An 18,814-nucleotide genomic window follows, 5' to 3' on the forward strand; every position below is an offset into this window, starting at 1 on the left:
GGAATCGCCACCATTCGCCACCCCTTCGAACGAACTCCCGGTAGCCGGTCCGCGATTCACTTGACACAGGACGGCCGGAAGCAGCGGAGCGGCGCACTCAGGGGCGCGCACCGTCGGGCACACCACCGAGGGTGCTTCAGCGCGCGGCCTGGATCATACGGCCCACGGGGAAAGCGAAAGCACACAGAGTCACGGCACGGGCCCGTTGCGTAACCATCGGTGCGCGGGACCTGTTGGAGGGGGCAGTCGGACCCGTTGGAGGGGGCATGGGCTTCACGATCGGCGGCATTCGCGAGATCCGATCCGGTGCGCGCAGGCGCGGTCGCTCGTCCGAGTGCACCGCCGTGGCCGAGTTCACGGGACTGTGGGGCTGGGACGCGGTGCCGGGCGCACGGGCCGCGGCGGGCGTCTGCTCCTGCGGGCGCGCCGACTGCCGCGCGCCGGGCGCGCACCCCCTGAAGTTCGCCCCCCGGGTCCCCGCCGGAGCCACCCTCGACGACGTGAGCCGGACCTGGTCGGAGTTCCCGGGTGCCGCGATCATGCTGCCGGTGGGGCGCGCGTTCGACGTGATCGACGTCGCCGTGCACGCGGGGCGTCGCGCCCTGGTCCGCCTGGAACGCATGGGGCTGCCCCTCGGCCCGGTCGTCGCCGTCCCGCAGGGACGCGCCCAGTTCTTCGTCGCCCCCGGAGCCGCAGCGGAGCTGCCCGGCCTGCTCTACCGCATGGGCTGGGACGACCCGACCGCCCTCGACCTGCGCGGCCTCGGTCCCGGCACCCACATCACGGCCCCGCCCAGCGACCGCGGCGGCCTCGGCCCGGCACGCTGGCTGCGCCCGCCCGCGCTGGACTCGGCCACCCGCCCGCCGGAGGCGCGGCTGCTGCTGGGCACCCTGGCCTACCTGGCCCACCGCTCACGCGCCTGAGGCGGGGCCGCCGCACGAGCGGTACGCCGCGTCCGGCCGCGCGAACCGTACGGCGCGTGCGCGAGCACGACGGGCGCACCGCGTGTGACGCGTGCGGCGGCGTACACGGCGAAGCGCCCGCTCCCACTGCACCTGGAAGCGGGCGCTTCTCGCGGCCGGGCGAGGGGCGGCCGACGTTCGCTCGGCCCCTCGCGCTCCTGGACTTCTCCGACTCGCCGGGCTCGTCGGACTCCTCGGACTCCTCGGACTCCTCGGGCTTCTCAGTCGCCGATGAGGGCGTCGACGAACGCCTCCGGCTCGAACGGCGCCAGGTCGTCGGCGCCCTCGCCGAGCCCCACCAGCTTGACCGGGACGCCCAGCTCGCGCTGGACCGCGACCACGATGCCGCCCTTGGCCGTGCCGTCCAGCTTGGTCAGCACGATGCCGGTGATGTCCACGACCTCGGCGAAGACACGGGCCTGGACGAGGCCGTTCTGCCCGGTGGTGGCGTCGAGGACGAGCAGCACCTCGTCGAGTGGCGCGTGCTTCTCGACGACCCGCTTGACCTTGCCGAGCTCGTCCATGAGGCCGGTCTTGGTGTGCAGCCGGCCGGCCGTGTCGATGAGGACGACGTCGACCCCCATCTCCTTGCCCTCCTTCACCGCGTCGAACGCGACGGAGGCGGGGTCGCCGGCCTCGGGGCCGCGCACGGTGTGGGCGCCGACGCGCTCGCCCCAGGTCTGGAGCTGGTCGGCGGCGGCGGCGCGGAAGGTGTCGGCCGCGCCCAGCACGACGGTGCGCCCGTCGGCGACGAGCACGCGCGCGAGCTTGCCGGTGGTGGTGGTCTTGCCGGTGCCGTTGACCCCCACGACCATCACGATGCCCGGCTTGCGGTCCGCGGGCTCGGTCTTCACCGTCCGGTCGACGTCCGTGCCGACCAGCTTGAGGAGTTCGTCGCGCAGCAGGGCGCGCAGTTCCTCCGGGGTGCGGGTGCCGAGCACCCGCACCCGCTCGCGCAGCCGCTCGACGAGTTCCTGGGTGGGCTGCACGCCGACGTCGGCGGTGAGCAGGGTGTCCTCGATCTCCTCCCAGGTGTCCTCGTCGAGGTGCTCGCGCGACAGCAGCGTGAGCAGCCCCTTGCCGAGGGCGTTCTGCGAGCGGGAGAGCCGGGCGCGAAGGCGGATCAGCCGGCCCTCTGTCGGCTCCGGGATCTCGAGTGCGGGGACCTCGGGAGCGGGCGGTTCCTCGACGGCGGTGCCGGTCGCGCCGCCGCCGGGGAGGTCCACCTCCTCGATCGTGCGGCGCGGTTCGTCGCGCGGCGTCTCGGCCTCGTCGCCGACGTGCGGCTCGGTCGGCGGGGCGGTGATGTCGGGCGTGGTGGGGGGCGGCGGGGGCAGCGACTTCTGCCGTCGACTGCCGACGACGAGCCCGCCGAGCACCGCGAGCACGACCACGGCGATGACTACAGCAAGGATGACGGTTTCCATAACGCACCCAGTATGCGCGACCCCTCCACGCCGGGACGGACGGCGACCCGGTCACCCGTGCCCCGATCACGACTCCCGACCGACCCCCCGGACGTGGTCGGCGTGGAGGCGCCCGGCGCGACCGTCACCGGCGTCGGTCCTCGCCCCCGTCCTCACCTCCGCACCGCCTCCCGAGGCGCCCCACTCGCCGGACCCGCACCCTCGTCATCGGCGGCCCCGGCGGCCGCCACCTCACGAGGGCCTGTGGGCGTGGACGTACACATCGCCCTCGGCGAGGTCGTCGACCTCCTCGGCCGGCACGACGGAGAAGCCGGCCAGCCGCAGGACCCCGATCAGTGCCGTCTGCATGAGCACGACGACCTCGCCATAGCGCTTCCACTCCGGCGCGGCCGGGTCCTGCCGTTCTGCCGCCGCCCGCAGACCGGCCACGCCCAGTTCCGGGGCGCTCCATCGGACATGGAGGCCTCCGGCGTGTTCACCCTGGTTCTCGACCTCCACCGAAGCGCCGGGACGGCTCGGCTCCTGCGGACGCCGGACATGAGCGGGGAGACCGGCCCGCTGGAGCTCTCGGCAGACTCGGGCTGCCAGGTCGTGCCCAGCGGCGATGATCTCCTCCGAAGCGAACGGGTGACCGTATGCGGCGGCCTTGGCCCGGGTCTCGGGGTCTACGTACGTCATCGGGCGTCTCCTGGCGTGAGGTCGTCCGACTTGTAGGCGACGACAGCCGATTCGAAGGGGCGTGCGGAACAATCCTGGCGCATGCGCCGCCTGCCGAGCGGTCGGCGGGAAGTCCGCGAGCAGGCATACGCCCTGCGGGCCCCCGGGCATGGCTATCTGACGCATCGTCAGTTACCGTCCCTCCACATCCGCCGAAGGGGGTCCGCATGCCCGTCACCGTCGTCCGTTTCAATCTCGTCGCGCCCGGTGCGACCCCCGCCGAGCTGGGCGTCCGGTACCGGGCGGCGCTGGAGATGGCCGCCTACGCGGACGAGCACGGGGTGACGACCGTGCAGACCGAGGAGCATCACGGCGTCGAGAACAACTGGCTGCCGTCGCCGTTCACCTTCGCGGGCGCGGTGCTCGGGGCGACCCGGCGGCTGGCGGTGACCGTCTCCGCCGTCATCGGCCCGCTGCACGACCCGCTGCGGCTCGCCGAGGACATCGCGGTGCTGGACCTGTTGAGCGGCGGCCGGCTGGTCACCGTCGCCGGGATCGGTTACCGGCCCGAGGAGTACGCCCGGGCCGGCGTGGAGTGGAAGCGCCGGGGCCGGCTCCAGGACGAGTTGCTGGAGACCGTGCTGCGGGCCTGGACCGGCGAGGAGTTCGAGTACCGCGGCCGCACGGTACGGGTCACCCCGCGCCCGGGGACCGCGCCGCACCCGCTGCTGCTGGTCGGCGGATCCTCGCAGGCCGCCGCCCGCCGGGCCGCCCGCCTCGGTCTGCCCTTCTTCCCCAGCGCACACCTGCCGGAGCTGGAGGCGTACTACAAGGAGCGGCTGGTGGAGTACGGCACTCAGGGGTGGACGATGATGCCCGGCGCCGAGACCCCGCTGCTGCACCTGGCCGAGGATCCGGACCGGGCCTGGGCGGAGCACGGCGAGCACTTCCTGCACGAGGCCCGCACCTACGCGTCCTGGCAGTCCGGGGACATCCGCTCGGCGGTGCGGTCGGGGGCGCTCACGGTCGACGAGCTCCGGGACGAGGGCGTGTACCGGATCCTCACGCCGGACGAGTGCGTGGCCCAGGAGCTCGACAACCTCGTCCTGCATCCGCTGGCGGGCGGGATGCCGGTGGCCGAGGGGTGGCGCAGTCTGCGGCTGTTCTGCGAACGCGTGCTGCCCCGGCTCGGGGGGTGAGCCGGGGCAGCGCGTTCCTACGGGTGTCGAGGAGCGGGCGGCGGGGACTCGGCCCCGCTCCTCGAGTTCAGGGGGCTGGTGGGCCTCGTCGCACGACTCGGCCCTGCCGCGTGGCTCAGCCCATCTCCTCCAGCGACTTGCCCTTCGTCTCCTTGACGTACTTCAGGACGAACGGGATGGAGAGCGCGGCGAAGACCGTGTAGATCACGTAGGTCGCGGAGAGGTTCCAGTCGGCCAGCGACGGGAAGCTCGCGGTGATGGCCCAGTTGGCGATCCACTGCGCCGAGGCGGCCACGCCCAGGGCGGCGGCACGGATCCGGTTGGGGAACATCTCGCCGAGGAAGACCCAGACGACGACGCCCCAGGACAGGGCGAAGAAGAGGACGAACACATGGGCGGCGATCAGGGCGATCCAGCCCTGGGTGGCCGGGAGCTTGCCGTCGACGAGGTCGAAGGAGAACGCCCAGGCCTCCAGGGCCAGGCCGACGACCATGCCGACGGAGCCGATGAGGGCGAGCGGCCGGCGGCCGACGCGGTCCACGAAGATCATGGCGATCACGGTGCCGATGATGTTGATGATCGACGTCGTGAAGGAGTAGAAGAACGAGTCCGTCGGGTCGACGCCGACCGACTGCCACAGCGTCGAGGAGTAGTAGAACGCGACGTTGATGCCGACGAACTGCTGGAAGACCGACAGGCCGATGCCGATCCAGACGATCGGCAGGAAGAAGAAGGAGCCGCCGAGCAGGTCCTTGAAGGTGGACCTGTGCTCGCTCTTCATCGCGTGCTCGATCTCGGCCACGCGGGCGTCCAGATCGATCTTGTCGCCCTCGACCTCTTCCAGGATGTCGCGGGCCCGCTCGCGCCTGCCGACGGAGATCAGGAAGCGCGGGGACTCCGGGATGGCGAAGGAGAGCAGGCCGTACAGGACGGCCGGGACGACCATCACGCCGAGCATGACCTGCCAGGCTTCCAGGCCCATGAGCTCGCCGCGCTGGTCGCCGCCCGCCGCGTTGAGCAGACCCCAGTTGACCAGCTGCGAGATCGCGATGCCGATGACGATCGCGGCCTGCTGGAAGGATCCGAGCCGGCCGCGGTAGGCCGGCGGGGCGACCTCGGCGATGTAGGCGGGGCCGATGACGGAGGCCATGCCGATGGCGAAGCCGCCGACGACCCGCCACATGGCGAAGTCCCACAGCGCGAAGGGCAGGGCCGAGCCGACGGCGCTGACCGTGAACAGCACGGCGGCGATCTGCATGACCCGGATGCGGCCGATGCGGTCCGCCATCCGGCCGGCGGTGGCGGCGCCGATGGCGCAGCCGATCAGGGCGATGGCGATGACCTGGGCCAGGGCCGCCGGACCCACGTCGTAGCGGTCCCGGATGGCCTCGACGGCGCCGTTGATCACGGAGCTGTCGTAGCCGAAGAGGAAGCCGCCCATCGCGGCCGCCGCGGCGATGAAGATGACATGCCCGAGATGATCGGGGTGAGCCGTCCGGGCTCCTGACTGGGGTGCCTGCGCTGTGCTGGTCACGTGAACTCCTCGGGCCACCGGCAACGTCGCCGGTGTGGTCAGCCCCCCAGGTAGGTGGCACCTGAAGGTAAATCCAACGTTCCTGACCTTATGCCTTCAAGTTTCAAAATCAAACGCGGAAAAATGTGAGAACTGAGACAAGATCCAGTGACATGCGTTCACCTCTTGAAGGCAGCGTGACGTCACGGCCTGCGCTCGCGGCCGCGGGAACGGCTCCTCGGCCGACTCTCCGGCTCGTCGTCAGCGCAGCCGCTGACTGATCACCTTCGACACGCCGTCACCTTGCATGGACACGCCGTACAGCGCGTCGGCGACCTCCATCGTGCGCTTCTGGTGCGTGATCACGATCAGCTGCGAGGCCTCCTGCAGCTCCTGCATGATCCGGATCAGCCGCTGCAGGTTCGTGTCGTCGAGAGCCGCCTCGACCTCGTCCATGACGTAGAACGGGCTGGGGCGGGCCTTGAAGATCGACACCAGCAGGGCCACGGCCGTCAGCGAACGCTCGCCGCCGGAGAGCAGGCTCAGCCGCTTGACCCGCTTGCCCGGGGGCCGCGCCTCGACGTCCACACCCGTGGTGAGCATGTTGTCGGGGTCGGTCAGGATCAGCCGTCCCTCCCCGCCCGGGAAGAGTCGGCCGAACACGCCCTCGAACTCGCGGGCGGTGTCCCGGAAGGCCTCGCTGAAGACCTGCTCGACGCGCTCGTCGACCTCCCTGACCACCTGCAGCAGGTCGGTGCGGGTCTTCTTCAGGTCCTCCAGCTGCTCGCTGAGGAACTGGTGACGCTCCTCCAGCGCGGAGAACTCCTCCAGGGCGAGCGGGTTGACCTTGCCGAGCTGCTGGTAGGCGCGCTCGGCGGCCCTGAGCCGCTTCTCCTGCTCGGCCCGGACGAACGGCCTCGGCCGGTTGCGCGGGTGCTCCGGGTCCTCCGGCAGCTCCTCGCCCTCGGCGGGGGGCGAGGCCGGCACCAGCTGATGCGGGCCGTACTCCGACACGAGCCCCGCCGGTTCGACACCGAACTCCTCCAGGGCCTTGGTCTCCAACTGCTCGATCCGCAGTCGCTTCTCCGCTCCTAGTACCTCGCCCCGGTGAACCGAATCCGTCAACTTGTCGAGTTCGGCCTTCAGATCGCGTCCCGCGGTGCGCGCACCGGCCAGCTCCTGCTCCCGGCGGGCCTTCGCGGCGTCGGCGGCGACCCGCTCCGCCTCGGCCCGTGCGAGGGACACCTCGACGTGCGCGAGCAGCTGCCGGGCCCCGGAGGCCACGGCTTCCGCGACGGCCGCCTCGTGCCGCAGCCGCGCCCGCCGCTGCTCGGCACGCGCGCGTGCCTCGCGTTCCGCGCGCGCGGCCCGGTCCAGCGATTCGGCCCGCCCCGCGAGCCCCTTGACCCGCTCCTCGTGCGTGCGGACCTGCAGCCGCGCCTCCATCTCGGTCTGCCGGGCGTTCGCCCCGTCGGCGGCGAGCCGGTCCCGCAGGGCGGTGTCGGGCTCCTCCTCGACCGGCGTCTCCTCGGCGACGGCCAGCCGTTCGGCCAGCTCCTCGGCCTCTTCGACGGCCCGCTCCAGCGCGTCCTGCGCCCGCGCCGCGGCCGCCGTGGACCGCTCGGCCTCACCGGCGGCGCCGCGCGCCTGTCCCGCCAGCCGCCCGAGCTGCTGGGCCACGGCCGACTTCTCGCGGTCGGCCGCTCTCCGCCGCTCCCCCAACTCCTCGACGAGCGCCGCGCACTCCTTGCGCCGCTCCCCCGCCGCGCTCTGCGCCAGCGCCAGCCGCTCGCACCGCACCGCCAGCTCGTCCAGTTCGGCCTCGGCCTCGTCGACCGAGGCCTGCACCTCCAGCAGACTGGGCGCCCCGGCCGACCCGCCGTGCGCGAAGTGCGCCCCCAGCAGATCGCCCTCGGCCGTGACGGCGACGAGCTCGGGGCGGCCGTAGACGAGTTCCTCGGCGTCCTCCAGGGTGCCGACGACGACGATCCCCCGCAGCAGCCGACGCACGGCGGGCATCAGCTCGGCGGGACCCCGGACGAGGTCGGCGGCCCGGGGCGGCCCGTCGCCGCGCCCCTCCTCGGGCGGATCGTCCGCCGCGCCGCTCAGCAGCAGCGCGGCGCGGCCGGCGTCCTGCTTGCGCAGCAGGCGGATCGCGTCGGCCGCCGAAGCGGGCGTGGTCACCGCGATCGCGTCGGCCGCCGCCCCGAAGGCCGCCGCGAGGGCGACCTCGTGCCCCGGGGTCACCGTGAGCAGTTCGGCGGCCGGGCCGAGCAGACCGTTCAGCCGGTCCCGCGCGCCGAGCAGCGCGCCGGTGCCGTCCTTGCGGCGCAGGCCCAGCGCCAGTGCATCGCGACGGGCCTGGGTCGCGGCGCGGCTGCGCTCGGCCGCCGTGGCGGCCTCGCGGGCCGCGGTGAGGCCGGCCTCCGCCTCGACGAGCCGCCGCCTGGCCGTCTCGTGCCGCTCCCCCAGTTCGTGGTCGTCGGCGTCGAGGCCGTCCACCTCCGCCTTCAGCGTCTCGTACTCCTCCTGCGCGGCGACCGCGCGCTCCCGGGCCTCGTCGCGGGCGGCGGCCAGGCGGTCGATCTCGGCCTGGGCGGAGGCGGCGCGCGAGCGGGCCGCGTTGACCTGCCCGTTCAGCCGGGCGAGTCCCTCACGGCGGTCGGCGATGGCCCGGGCCACGTCCTTGAGCCGGCGTTCCTCGGCCACGAGCTCCCGCTCCAGGTCGGCGCGGTGGGCGACGGTGTCGTCCAGCGCGTGCCGGGCCGCCTCCAAGGAGGCCTCCAGCTCGGCCTCCTGCTCACGGACCCGGGCGGCCTCGCGCTCCATGTCCTCGGGGTCGCGGCCGCGCCGCTCCTCGGGGGGCGCGGAGGTGGCGCTCTTCACGCGCGCGTCGGCGAGGGAGATCGTGCCGCGGACCCGTTCGGCGAGCTGGGACAGCTCGTACCAGGTCTGCTGGGCGCGCTGCAGGCGGGGGGTGAGCCGGCGGACCTCGTCCTCCAGGACGGCCTCGCGCTGCAGCGCCCTGCGCAGCTCCTGCTCGGCGGCCTCCTTGCGCTCCTTGAGGGCGGCCTCGTCGGCCACCTCCGTCCGCAGGGCCTCCCGGAGCCGTACGAGGTCGTCGGCGAGGAGGCGCAGCCGGGCGTCGCGCAGGTCGGCCTGGATGACGGCGGCACGGCGGGCGACGGCCGCCTGGCGGCCCAGCGGCTTGAGCTGACGCCGTAGTTCGTCGGTGAGGTCCTGCACGCGTGCGAGGTTGGCCCGCATCGCGTCCAGCTTGCGCAGCGCCTTCTCCTTGCGCTTGCGGTGCTTGAGGACGCCCGCGGCCTCCTCGATGAAGGCGCGGCGGCCCATCGGATCGGCGTGCAGGACGGAGTCGAGCTGGCCCTGGCCGACGATGACGTGCATCTCGCGGCCGATGCCGGAGTCGGACAGCAGGTCCTGGATGTCCAGGAGGCGGCAGGTGTCGCCGTTGATCTGATACTCGCTGCCGCCGTTGCGGAACATGATCCGCGTGATGGTGACCTCGGCGTACTCGATGGGCAGCGCCCCGTCGGAGTTGTCGATGGTCAGCGACACCTCGGCGCGGCCCAGCGGGGGGCGGCCGCTGGTGCCGGCGAAGATGACGTCCTCCATCTTGCCGCCGCGCAGCGACTTGGCGCCCTGCTCGCCCATGACCCAGCTGAGCGCGTCGACCACGTTGGACTTGCCCGAGCCGTTCGGCCCGACGACGCAGGTGATGCCCGGTTCGAACCGGAGTGTGGTCGCCGAGGCGAACGACTTGAACCCCCGGAGGGTCAGGGCCTTGAGGTGCACGGCGCTGGACTCTACCTTCCGGGGGTGTCTCACTCCATGAACCCGCGGTTTCACCCCTGAACGCGCAGGGCACACCAACCGTTAAGAGACTGAGGGGGTGCACGGGGGAACCGACGGCGGGGGCCACGGAAGCGGCGGCAAAGAAAGAAGGGACGCCTGGGAGGCGTCCCTTGCAGACTCTTGACAACTTAGCGGTCCGACGCGGTTGGTATGTACCGCCCGACCCCTGCGATGCCGTTGTGCAGCGGTGCAGCGATCAGGTGAGCGCAGGCTCCGCCTGGCGTGCGTCGATGCTCTCCAGAAGCGATTCGTGAGAAGCGGCAGCCGTCAGCGCGTCGTTCTCGGCCTGGATCCGTCCGAGCTCGGATTCCAGATCCTGTACACGCTGCTGGAGCCGTCGCATCTCGGCGAGGAGTCGCGGGTCGGAGCCGCCGACGTAACCGAGAAGCGCCTTTGCCATGATGGATGGTCCTCCACAATGAGTGACCGACCGAAGCGGTGTGGGTCGTGAGGGATTCGCACCCGCGGTGCCTGGCGGGATCTTGTTCGTCCTGCTGTTGATCCATGCCAAACAGCTGAGGTGCGCGGGGTGCTTTCAGCGTCTCACCAAAAAGTTTGACGGTCAACACGATCACGCCCCGTATTGGGGGACAACCCGGTGGCGCGCGGCCGGAACGGCGGCGCTGCGACTCCTGCGGGGCCCCGAAGGCGTGGCGATCATCCTTGCGTGCGGAGCCTCCCACCGCAAGCGATTCTTGCCAACCACCTGCCTCTTTTCCTTCCGGGCGGGCGCCGACGGCACCTTCCGTCCCCTCGCCGGGGATGCCCCTCGCACCCCTCTCAGCGGATCGCGAAGCCGTCGTAGCCGCCGCGCGGTGTGTCCCATATCTCGGTGACGCCGTCCACACGACCGGGCGTGTCGTCACCCAGGAGCCAGCCGAGGAGTCCTTCGCACCGCTCCCGGGCCCCTTCCGCGACCACCTGAACCCGTCCATCGGCCAGATTGAGAGCAAAACCACTCAGGTCGCCGATCTCCAGCGCCTTGGCCCGGGTGAACCAGCGGAATCCCACGCCCTGGACGTGTCCGCGCACCCAGGCGACCAGTCGAACATCCTCGCTCATGGGTGCAACCTAACCGGGCGAAGTCTCTCGGGACACTTCCTCCCCCTGCGCCATGCGGTACCGTCCCCACCCAATGCATCTCATATGAAACTCACTCGATCGGGTGAGTCCGGTCGACCAGGGGGAGCAGGAGGCGCGAGGCGCCCCTAGCCCCGGCGACCGTGGGGAAACACCGCTTGAACGAGGAAGGCAAGGACATGGGACGCCACCGACGCTCCGCCGCCGGCCGCGCCGCCACGAGCCGCGCCACGGGGGTCGCACAGACGCACGGCTCGTACGCGGACAGTCACACCCCGCAAGGCCGGTACGGCGGCGACCGCCCCACGATGGGCATCGCGCCGTATCTGAACCCCGAGGCCTACGCCGACTCCGTGGCCCGCAGCCAGGAGTATCTGTACGCCCTGGACGACGAGCACGCGCGCGTCGGCACCGCGGTGTTCTCCACCGAGGGCTTCGCGCCCTCGCCCGGCGGCGGCGCCTCGCGCCCGGGCCCGGGCCGGACCGACGGGGGTCGCCGCCGCAAGAAGCGGGTCGCCACCCCGGTGAAGACGGGACTGCTCGGCGTGTCCGCGGCGGTCGCCCTGGGCACCGTCGCGGTGGCCACGGGCGTGGTGCCGGGTCTCGACAGCTACCGGCTCGGCGGCGGCACAGGCCCCGCCGACAAGGTGCAGGCCGCGGGCTCGCCGACCAACTCGGCCGCCGAGCAGGGCGGCACGTCCGGTTCCGCCGAGTCCGACCGCGGCTCCGCGTCGACCAGCCGTGACGCCGGCCGGTCCGCCTCGCCCACCGCCCCCTCGGCCTCCCCGTCCCCCTCCACTTCCGCGCCGACGGCCTCCCCGAGCAAGACCGCCGCCGAGAAGCCGCAGGCCACACCCACCAAGCCGGCGCAGAAGCCGCAGAGCACGCCGTCCGAGTCGAAGAGGGCCACCGAGGCGCCGCAGCGGGTCGAGTCGCCGGTGACGGTCTCGGCCGAGGCGCAGGCGGCGGCCGAGGTGCTGAGCCTGGTCAACGAGGAGCGGACCAAGGTCGGCTGCAGCCCCCTCGCGGCGAACAGCGCGCTGTCGGATCTCGCGGGGAAGTTCAGCGACGACATGGCCGCGCGCGGCTTCTTCGACCACACCGACCCGGACGGGGCGAGCCCCTGGGACCGGGCGGCGAAGGCCGGCATATCCGATCTCGGCGGCGAGAACATAGCCCGCGGCCAGGCCGACGCGGCCGCGGTCATGGCGGCGTGGATGAACAGCCCCGGCCACAAGGCCAACATCCTGAACTGCGACTTCAAGACGCTCGGCGTCGGCGTCCACTTCGGCCCCGGCGGCCCCTGGTGGACTCAGGACTTCGGCTACTGAGACGCCCGCGGGTCGGGCGACCGTGATCGGACGGCGTCAGGCGCGGGCGTGGCGCGCCGGGTGCACGCCGTGAGCGAGGGCGTCGGCCGGGAGAAGGCCGCGGTCGGCGACGTCCTGCTGGTCAGCCGCCGCCGCCCGCCCGCCTGGGGCCGTTCGCATGCGGGCAACGCCGTCGACTTCGCCTCCGCCGCTCCCGCCCGGATCCGTACGGTGTCGCACGGCTGAGCGAGTCGCCGGTCGGGGTGTTCGCGGATCGTGCGGGAGCAGATCCGTACGGTGTCGCACGGCTGACCGAGTCGCCGGTCGGGCTGTTCCCGGATCGCGCGGGAGCGCTCGCCGGAAGACAGCGCGGAACGGTCAAGCGGCCTGGACGCGGCCGGCCAGGAAGATCCTCGCCGTCTCGGCGACCCTGCGGCCCAGGTGTTCCGCCGTCGCCGCGTCGGCCTTGTGCACGGCGTCCGGACCCTCGTCGACGTTGGTCTGGGCCGCCGCGCCGAGGGACACGCCGAGGCGGTTGAGGTCGTTCTCGGAGCCGGTGGAGCTGTTCCAGCCGGGCAGCAGACCGAGGTTCACCCAGTGCATGCCGAGCTGAGCGGCCAGGATCTGGAAGAACTGCAGGGTGTGCAGCTTGTCGCCGCTCTTGGAGCCGGAGTTGGTGAATCCGGCGGCCAGCTTGTCCTTCCAGGCCTGGGTGGCCCAGCGGGCCGAGGTCGCCTCGGCGTAGGCGTGGAAGGCGCCGGACGCGGTGCCCATGTAGGTGGGCGAGCCGAAGACGATCGCGTCGGAGCCGTCGAGCAGCGTCCACTGCTCCTCGGTGATCTCGTCGACCTTGATCAGGTGCACCTCGGCGCCGGCGTCGGCGGCTCCCGCGCGAAGGGCCTCGGCGAGGACGGCGGTGTGGCCGTAGCCGGAGTGGTAGGCGACGGAGACGACAGGGCTGGACATGGTGCACTCCTCGTGGAACGGGCTGCCGGGCAGCTCAAAAGCAGTGACTGAAGGAAAGCACTCACTTTTAGTTAGTGCAACCCATAGGTGAGCGCTGCTTTGCCGTACGCTTGCGGTATGACCATCACCCAGGTGAGCGCGGAGGACCACGCCCTCCCGTTCAACGTGTTCGCCAAGGCCTGCCCCTCGCGCGGCACGCTGGAGCACATCACCGGCCGTTGGGGCGGGCTCACGCTCGGCGCGCTGTACGAGGGCTCGCTGCGGTTCAACGAACTGCGCCGCCGGGTCGACGGCGTGAGCGAGAAGATGCTGTCCCAGACGCTGCACGCCCTGGAGCGCGACGGGCTGGTGCACCGCGAGGCGCAGCCCACCAACCCGCCCCGCGTGGACTACGAGCTGACCCCGCTCGGGCGCGAGGTGGCCGAACGCCTCCTCAGCCTGATCCATCACCTCGAAGGGCGGATGGACGACGTCCTCGCGGCCCGCGAGCGTTACGACGCCGCGCGCGGCGGCGTCTGACACTTCGGGCAGAAGTAGCTGGACCGGTTCATCCACGGACGTCGCCGCATCGGCGTGCCGCACCGCTTGCAGGGCAGCCCCTCGCGTCCGTAGGCGTCCAGGGACCGGTCGAAGTAGCCCGACTCGCCGTTGACGTTGACGTACAGGCTGTCGAAGCTGGTGCCGCCGACGGCCAGCGCCGCGTTCATCACGTCCCGGACATGGCCCAGCAGTTCGACCGTGCGCGGGCGGGTGAGGTTGCCGGTCGGACGGTCGTAGTGCAGACGGGCGCGCCACAACGCCTCGTCCGCGTAGATGTTCCCGACGCCGCTGATCAGCGACTGGTCGAGCAGGGCCCGCTTGACGGTGGTGCGCTTGCGCCGCAGGGCCTGGTGGAACGCCTCGTCGTCGAACAGCGGGTCGAGGGGGTCGCGCGCGATGTGCGCGATGACGTCCGGCAGACCGTCGGGGGCGGTGTCGTGCAGGGACAGGCCGCCGAAGGTGCGCTGGTCCACGAAGCGCAGTTCGGTGTCCACCTCGTCGGCGAAGCGCACCCGGACGCGCAGATGCTTCTCGTCGGGGGCGCCGTGCGGCTGCACCAGAAGCTGACCGCTCATGCCGAGATGGGCCAGGATCGCCAGGCGGGTGTCCTCCAGCGGCAGCCAAAGATACTTGCCGCGTCGGCTGGGGGTTCCGACGCGATGTCCCTCGAGCCGGTGCGCGAAGTCGTCGGCGCCCGCGAGGTGCCGGCGCACGGCGCGCGGGTGCAGCACCTCGGCGTCGGCGACCGTGCGATGGACGACCCACCGCTCCAGACCGCGCCGGACGACCTCGACCTCGGGCAACTCGGGCATGGGATCCCCCGTACGGAACGCCCGCCTCCCAGCGGGGGCGGGCGTTCGTCTCGTACTGCTGTTCTGCTGTGTGACTGCTGGGTCGTTCGTCAGGCGGAGGCGGACTCGGGGTCCGGAGTGCTGCTGTCGGCGGTCTGGACGGTCTGGGCCGCCTGCTCCGCCTTGGCACGCTCGTCCGCCGCGGCCCGGATGGACCGCCACGCGGACTCGGCGGCCTGCTGCTCCGCCTCCTTCTTGCTGCGGCCGGTGCCGGTGCCGTACGAGACGCCTCCGACGCGGGCGGCAGCAGTGAAGGTCTTCTCGTGATCGGGGCCGGTCTCCGTGACCAGGTACTCGGGCACGCCGAGCCCTTCGGTCGCGGTGAGCTCCTGGAGACTGGTCTTCCAGTCCAGGCCGGCGCCGAGGTTCGAGGACTTCTCGATCAGCGGGTCGAACAGGCGGTGCACCAGTTCGGAGGCCGCTTCGAGGCCCTGGTCGAGATAGACCGCGCCGATCACCGCTTCCAGGGTGTCGGCGAGGATGGACGCCTTGTCCCGGCCGCCCGTGCCCTCTTCGCCCCGGCCCAGCCGGATGAAGGAGCCCAGGTCGAGGCCACGGCCGACCTCCGCCAGCGCACGCGAGTTGACCACCGCGGCCCGCAGCTTGGCCAGTTGGCCTTCGGGCAGATCGGGGTGGGTGCGGTACAGCGTGTCCGTGACGACGAGGCCGAGCACGGAGTCCCCGAGGAACTCCAGCCGCTCGTTCGTCGGCAGGCCGCCGTTCTCGTACGCGTAGGAACGGTGGGTCAGCGCACGCACCAGAAGGGCGGACTCGAGCTGATAGCCGAGCCGCCCTTCCAGAAGCGTGTGGGACGAGGCTGTGGTGTCCGCCTTTTTCTTGACGGTCGTGTCCGCCTTGGCGTCAGACATGAAGCCTCTCACCGGCCGCTCAGACCTCGAGGACCTGGCGCTTGTTATAGGTGCCGCAAGACGGGCACGCGATGTGCTGCAGCTTGGGCTCGTGGCAGCGCTCGCACGCAACCAGGGTGGGGACCGCAGCCTTCCACTGCGACCGGCGGTGGCGCGTGTTGCTGCGCGACATCTTCCGCTTCGGAACAGCCACGGCTACTTCTCCTGCTTCTCGTCGACGCCCGCTTCGGCGCCGCTCATCTCGTCCTTCTCGCCGTCTTCGAGTGAACCGGCGAGTCCCTGCAGTGCCGCCCAACGGATGTCGGCGGCGTCATGGTGGTGTCCCGGGTCGTCCGCCAGCCGCTCTCCGCACTGGGAGCACAGGCCTGGGCAGTCGTCCTGGCACACCGGCTGCATCGGCAGTGCGAGCACCACCGCATCACGCAGCACGGGTTCGAGGTCGAACAGACCGTCCTCGATGAAGAGCCTGTCCTCGTCTTCCTCGGCGTCGTCGGCCGGCTCCGCTTTCACACGGCCCCGGTCGTCGGCGTCAGGGTACGAGAACATCTCCTGGAACTCCGCTTCGAGATCAAGCTCGAGCGGCTCCAGACACCTTACGCACTCCCCCTCGGCCTGTGCACGGGCGGTGCCTGTGACGAGCACCCCTTCCATGACCGACTCGAGTCGGAGTTCGAGCTCCACCGGAGCGCCTAGCGGCACGCCGATGACTCCCAGGATCCCGAGATCCTTGGGGGCGTCGATCTCGCGGGTCAGGCGCTGCAGCGCGCCAGGACGCCGCCCCAGCTCGTGTGTGTCGAACACAAGAGGGTTGCGGTGGTCGAGGCGGGCGTTCAGGGCCATTCCTGCTTTCGATCTTCGAACTCGGTGAGGGCCGCTGCCCTCGGTGCTGCGGGCAGCGGTGATCGCGGGCGTATACGGAAACAGCGAAGCGCACACGCGACCGAAGGGCCAGGATACTGGAGCATTCGCCCACAGCCCAATCGGGTCGGGGCGGCGGCGCTCCTACAGACCGCGCTCCTGCTCGTAGGCGCGCAACTGCTCGGCACTGATCATGCCGGTGTCGAAGAGGCTGGTCTCGTCCAGGGCGTACTCCGGCGGGACCTGCTGCTGCGGCTGCTGCTGCCGGCCGCCCTGGTGGGGGTCGTAGGCGCCCTGCTGGGCGTCGTAGCCCTGGAAGGGGGCCCCGTCCGCCTGGGCGTAGCCGGAGGCGGAGGCGTAGGGGTCGGCCTGCTGGTAGCCGTACGCGTCCTGCTGTCCGTAGGTCTGCTGTCCCTGCTGCTGATAGCCGCCGTAGGGGTCCGCCGGCTGCGGGTAACCGCCGTCCGCCGGCTGCTGGTAGCCGTAGGCGGGCTGCGGCTCCTGCTGCTCGTAGGGCTGCTGGACGTGCTGTCCGGCGGTGGCGTCCTGCTCCGCGAGGGCGGTCAGATCGGCGAGGTAGTCGGCGTCGGAGGAGTGCTGGAACGTCGTCATGTCGCCGGCGAGGGCGCCGAGGTCGTCCGTGGCGATGCGGCCGTGCAGCTTCTGCCGGCCGCGGCCGACCGCCTCCAGGGTCTTGGCGAGGACCGCCTCGAACGCGCCCAGTTTGGTGTCGACGTAGGAGTCGGCGTCGCGGCGCAGGGTCTCGGGGTCGTGGCTGCGCTCGGGGGCGTCCTCGTCCTCGTAGCCGTTCTCGTCGACGCCCGGGCCGGTGCCGAGGAGCTTCTCGCGGCCGCGGCCGACGGAGCCGAGCGTCTTGGTCAGGACGACCTCGAAGTTCGCGAGCTTGGAGTCGACGTAGTCGTCGGCCTCGGCGCGGACCTCCTCGGCCTCCTTGCGGGCCTCGGCGAGGATGCGGTCCGCCTCGGCCTGCGAGCGGCGGGCGATCTCGGTGTCGGAGATCAGGGAGCCGCGTTCGGCGTGCGCGGTGGAGATGATCCGCTCGGCCTCCTGACGGGCCTGCTCGACCAGCTGCTCCCGGCCGCCGATCAGCTCCTCGGCCTGGGCGAGGGAGTCGGGCAGGGCCGCGCGCACCTCTTCCAGCAGGGCGAGCAGGTCCGCGCGGTTGACCACGCACGAGGCCGACATCGGCATCGACCGGGCACTGGAGACCGCCGTGACGATCTCGTCGAGCTTCTTCTGCACGTCCACCGGTTGCTCTCTCTACAGCTGTGTTGGAGACGGACGGGACGACTGTACGGCCACCGGGTGTCCGCCGGACAGCGGATGACGGGCCGTCAGCGGCAGCCGTCCGACGTCACTCCCGCCGCAGCCGCTCGCCGAGCGCCGTGAGGACCGGTTCGGGCACCAGGTGGGAGACGTCGCCGCCCCAGGTGGCGACCTCCTTGACCAGGGAGGAGGAGAGGAAGCTGTACGTGGGGTTGGTCGGCACGAACAGCGTCTCGACGCCCGAGAGGCCGTTGTTCATCTGGGCCATCTGCAGCTCGTAGTCGAAGTCGCTGACCGCGCGCAGCCCCTTGACGATGGCGGGGATCTCGCGCTGCTTGCAGAAGTCGACGAGGAGGCCGTGGAAGGCCTCCACCCGGACGTTGCCGTACTCGGCGGTGACCTGGCGGATCAGGTCGATCCGCTCGTCGATCTCGAACAGGCCCTTCTTCGACTTGTTGATCATGACCGCGACGTAGACCTCGTCGTACAGACGGGAGGCGCGGGAAATGATGTCGAGGTGTCCGTTGGTGATCGGGTCGAACGACCCGGGACAGACGGCACGGCGCACTTGCGTTCCCTCGCTCTCCGGTCCGGTCATCGTGCGTCTTCGCACGTAGAGGCGGCGCGACCGTACCAAAACGTTCCCTCGCCGTAGCGACGGGCCCGGAGACCTTCGAAGCCGTCCGGCCAGTGGAATTCCCCGCCTCTGGTGCTGCGCTCCACGGTGACGAGGGCGTCGGCCGCTAGCCACCCCCCTGAGCGGAGTGTGAGCAGGATCTCCCGAAGATCGTCGTCGGAGACGGCGTACGGGGGGTCCAGGAAGGCCAGGTCGTACGGGGCGGCGGGCTCCTCCTGGACGACCTGGCGGGCCTTGCCGGCGCGGACCTCGGCGCCGGGCAGGCCCAGGCTGCGCACGTTCTCCCGGATCGTGCGGGCCGCGCGGGCGTCCGCCTCGACCAGCAGGGTGTGGCTCGCGCCCCGGGAGAGCGCCTCCAGCCCGACGGCGCCGGAGCCGGCGTACAGGTCGAGGACGCGTTCTCCGTCCAGGGGGCCGCCGAGGAGCGACTGCCAGGTGGAGAAGAGACCTTCGCGGGCCCGGTCGGACGTGGGACGGGTGCCGGTCCCCGGCGGGACGGCCAGGCGACGTCCGCCTGCTGCGCCAGCGATCACGCGGGTCATCTCGGGTCCTTGTTCGGCGGCGGTTACCGGTCCAGTCTGGCAGGCGGAGACGAGGGGGGCCGTGCGGGTCGGGGCCGGCCGCGTCCCGCACGGCGAACGTCCGCGTTCGTCGCCGCGCGGTCGGGGCCCGCGCGGTCGGGGCCCGCCCGGTCGCGGCCGCGTGGTCGGGGGCCCGCGTGGTCGGGGGCCCGCGTGGTCGGGGGCGTGGTCGGGGGCCCGCGCGGTCGGGGCCCGCCCGGT

The 18,814-nt window shown here is 71.9% G+C and carries 19 protein-coding genes; 5 read left to right on the top strand and 14 right to left on the bottom strand.

The window, feature by feature from the left end:
• The first annotated feature begins 266 nt into the window (after nt 1-266).
• Nucleotides 267-923 carry a bifunctional DNA primase/polymerase gene (locus ACFVYK_RS21085; RefSeq protein ID WP_389776104.1) on the top strand — a complete coding sequence of 219 codons (657 nt, stop codon included), beginning with the start codon at nt 267-269 and terminating at the stop codon, nt 921-923.
• A gap of 260 nt (nt 924-1,183) precedes the next feature.
• Here ACFVYK_RS21085 and ftsY read toward each other — a convergent pair whose 3' ends face one another.
• Both ftsY and ACFVYK_RS21095 read right to left on the bottom strand, forming a co-directional pair.
• Complete coding sequence (ftsY, locus tag ACFVYK_RS21090) at nt 1,184-2,389, bottom strand: signal recognition particle-docking protein FtsY (RefSeq protein WP_389776107.1); 1,206 nt, start codon at nt 2,387-2,389, stop codon at nt 1,184-1,186.
• Between the two features lie 231 nt (nt 2,390-2,620).
• Nucleotides 2,621-3,067: a hypothetical protein gene (locus tag ACFVYK_RS21095; protein WP_389776109.1), complete on the bottom strand. Its 447-nt coding sequence runs from the start codon at nt 3,065-3,067 to the stop codon at nt 2,621-2,623.
• Between the two features lie 206 nt (nt 3,068-3,273).
• On the opposite strand from ACFVYK_RS21095, the gene ACFVYK_RS21100 reads away from it, so the two are divergent.
• Nucleotides 3,274-4,245 carry an LLM class flavin-dependent oxidoreductase gene (locus tag ACFVYK_RS21100; protein WP_389776112.1) on the top strand — a complete coding sequence of 324 codons (972 nt, stop codon included), beginning with the start codon at nt 3,274-3,276 and terminating at the stop codon, nt 4,243-4,245.
• A gap of 115 nt (nt 4,246-4,360) precedes the next feature.
• On the opposite strand, the gene ACFVYK_RS21105 is transcribed toward ACFVYK_RS21100, so the two are convergent.
• The 4 genes from ACFVYK_RS21105 to ACFVYK_RS21120 form a co-directional block, all read right to left on the bottom strand.
• On the bottom strand, nt 4,361-5,779 hold the full coding sequence (locus ACFVYK_RS21105; protein WP_389776115.1) for a sugar porter family MFS transporter: 1,419 nt from the start codon (nt 5,777-5,779) through the stop codon (nt 4,361-4,363).
• Between the two features lie 240 nt (nt 5,780-6,019).
• A complete protein-coding gene (smc, locus tag ACFVYK_RS21110; RefSeq protein ID WP_389776118.1) occupies nt 6,020-9,574 on the bottom strand; it encodes a chromosome segregation protein SMC in 3,555 nt (1,184 codons plus the stop codon).
• 256 nt (nt 9,575-9,830) lie between these two features.
• Nucleotides 9,831-10,034: a hypothetical protein gene (locus ACFVYK_RS21115; protein WP_020128723.1), complete on the bottom strand. Its 204-nt coding sequence runs from the start codon at nt 10,032-10,034 to the stop codon at nt 9,831-9,833.
• Between the two features lie 380 nt (nt 10,035-10,414).
• Nucleotides 10,415-10,696 (bottom strand): acylphosphatase, encoded by a 282-nt coding sequence (locus ACFVYK_RS21120; RefSeq protein ID WP_389776121.1) that lies wholly within the window; start codon nt 10,694-10,696, stop codon nt 10,415-10,417.
• Between the two features lie 197 nt (nt 10,697-10,893).
• Between ACFVYK_RS21120 and ACFVYK_RS21125 the strand changes: the two genes are divergently transcribed.
• The gene (locus ACFVYK_RS21125) at nt 10,894-12,045 is read left to right on the top strand and encodes a CAP domain-containing protein (RefSeq protein ID WP_389776123.1); all 1,152 of its coding nucleotides are present in this window, start codon (nt 10,894-10,896) and stop codon (nt 12,043-12,045) included.
• Between the two features lie 69 nt (nt 12,046-12,114).
• Complete coding sequence (locus tag ACFVYK_RS21130; RefSeq protein ID WP_389776125.1) at nt 12,115-12,270, top strand: hypothetical protein; 156 nt, start codon at nt 12,115-12,117, stop codon at nt 12,268-12,270.
• Nucleotides 12,271-12,402: 132 nt separating this feature from the next.
• On the opposite strand, the gene ACFVYK_RS21135 is transcribed toward ACFVYK_RS21130, so the two are convergent.
• Nucleotides 12,403-12,990 carry a flavodoxin family protein gene (locus ACFVYK_RS21135; protein ID WP_389776128.1) on the bottom strand — a complete coding sequence of 196 codons (588 nt, stop codon included), beginning with the start codon at nt 12,988-12,990 and terminating at the stop codon, nt 12,403-12,405.
• Between the two features lie 117 nt (nt 12,991-13,107).
• Between ACFVYK_RS21135 and ACFVYK_RS21140 the strand changes: the two genes are divergently transcribed.
• The gene (locus tag ACFVYK_RS21140) at nt 13,108-13,509 is read left to right on the top strand and encodes a winged helix-turn-helix transcriptional regulator (protein WP_389776131.1); all 402 of its coding nucleotides are present in this window, start codon (nt 13,108-13,110) and stop codon (nt 13,507-13,509) included.
• On the opposite strand, the gene mutM is transcribed toward ACFVYK_RS21140, so the two are convergent.
• The 7 genes from mutM to rsmD all read right to left on the bottom strand — a co-directional run bounded on the left by mutM (nt 13,482) and on the right by rsmD (nt 18,574).
• Nucleotides 13,482-14,342, bottom strand: coding sequence for a bifunctional DNA-formamidopyrimidine glycosylase/DNA-(apurinic or apyrimidinic site) lyase (mutM, locus tag ACFVYK_RS21145; RefSeq protein WP_389776133.1), 861 nt, complete (start codon nt 14,340-14,342; stop codon nt 13,482-13,484). The two genes, ACFVYK_RS21140 and mutM, sit on opposite strands and share 28 nt — an antisense overlap.
• An 89-nt stretch (nt 14,343-14,431) precedes the next feature.
• Nucleotides 14,432-15,262 (bottom strand): ribonuclease III, encoded by an 831-nt coding sequence (gene rnc, locus ACFVYK_RS21150; RefSeq protein ID WP_389776136.1) that lies wholly within the window; start codon nt 15,260-15,262, stop codon nt 14,432-14,434.
• Nucleotides 15,263-15,269: 7 nt separating this feature from the next.
• Entirely contained in the window at nt 15,270-15,443 is a 174-nt protein-coding gene (rpmF, locus tag ACFVYK_RS21155; protein ID WP_007493396.1) for a 50S ribosomal protein L32, read from the bottom strand.
• Between the two features lie 2 nt (nt 15,444-15,445).
• A complete protein-coding gene (locus ACFVYK_RS21160) occupies nt 15,446-16,090 on the bottom strand; it encodes a YceD family protein (RefSeq protein ID WP_389776138.1) in 645 nt (214 codons plus the stop codon).
• Nucleotides 16,091-16,252: 162 nt separating this feature from the next.
• Complete coding sequence (locus ACFVYK_RS21165; protein ID WP_389776140.1) at nt 16,253-17,377, bottom strand: ATP synthase F0 subunit B; 1,125 nt, start codon at nt 17,375-17,377, stop codon at nt 16,253-16,255.
• A 106-nt stretch (nt 17,378-17,483) separates the two neighbouring features.
• Nucleotides 17,484-17,963, bottom strand: a complete 480-nt coding sequence (gene coaD, locus ACFVYK_RS21170; RefSeq protein ID WP_389776142.1) for a pantetheine-phosphate adenylyltransferase — start codon at nt 17,961-17,963, stop codon at nt 17,484-17,486.
• Between the two features lie 26 nt (nt 17,964-17,989).
• The gene (gene rsmD, locus ACFVYK_RS21175) at nt 17,990-18,574 is read right to left on the bottom strand and encodes a 16S rRNA (guanine(966)-N(2))-methyltransferase RsmD (protein WP_389776145.1); all 585 of its coding nucleotides are present in this window, start codon (nt 18,572-18,574) and stop codon (nt 17,990-17,992) included.
• Nucleotides 18,575-18,814: the final 240 nt, after the last annotated feature.

The organism is Streptomyces sp. NPDC058291 (assembly GCF_042880855.1).
Classification (GTDB): domain Bacteria; phylum Actinomycetota; class Actinomycetes; order Streptomycetales; family Streptomycetaceae; genus Streptomyces.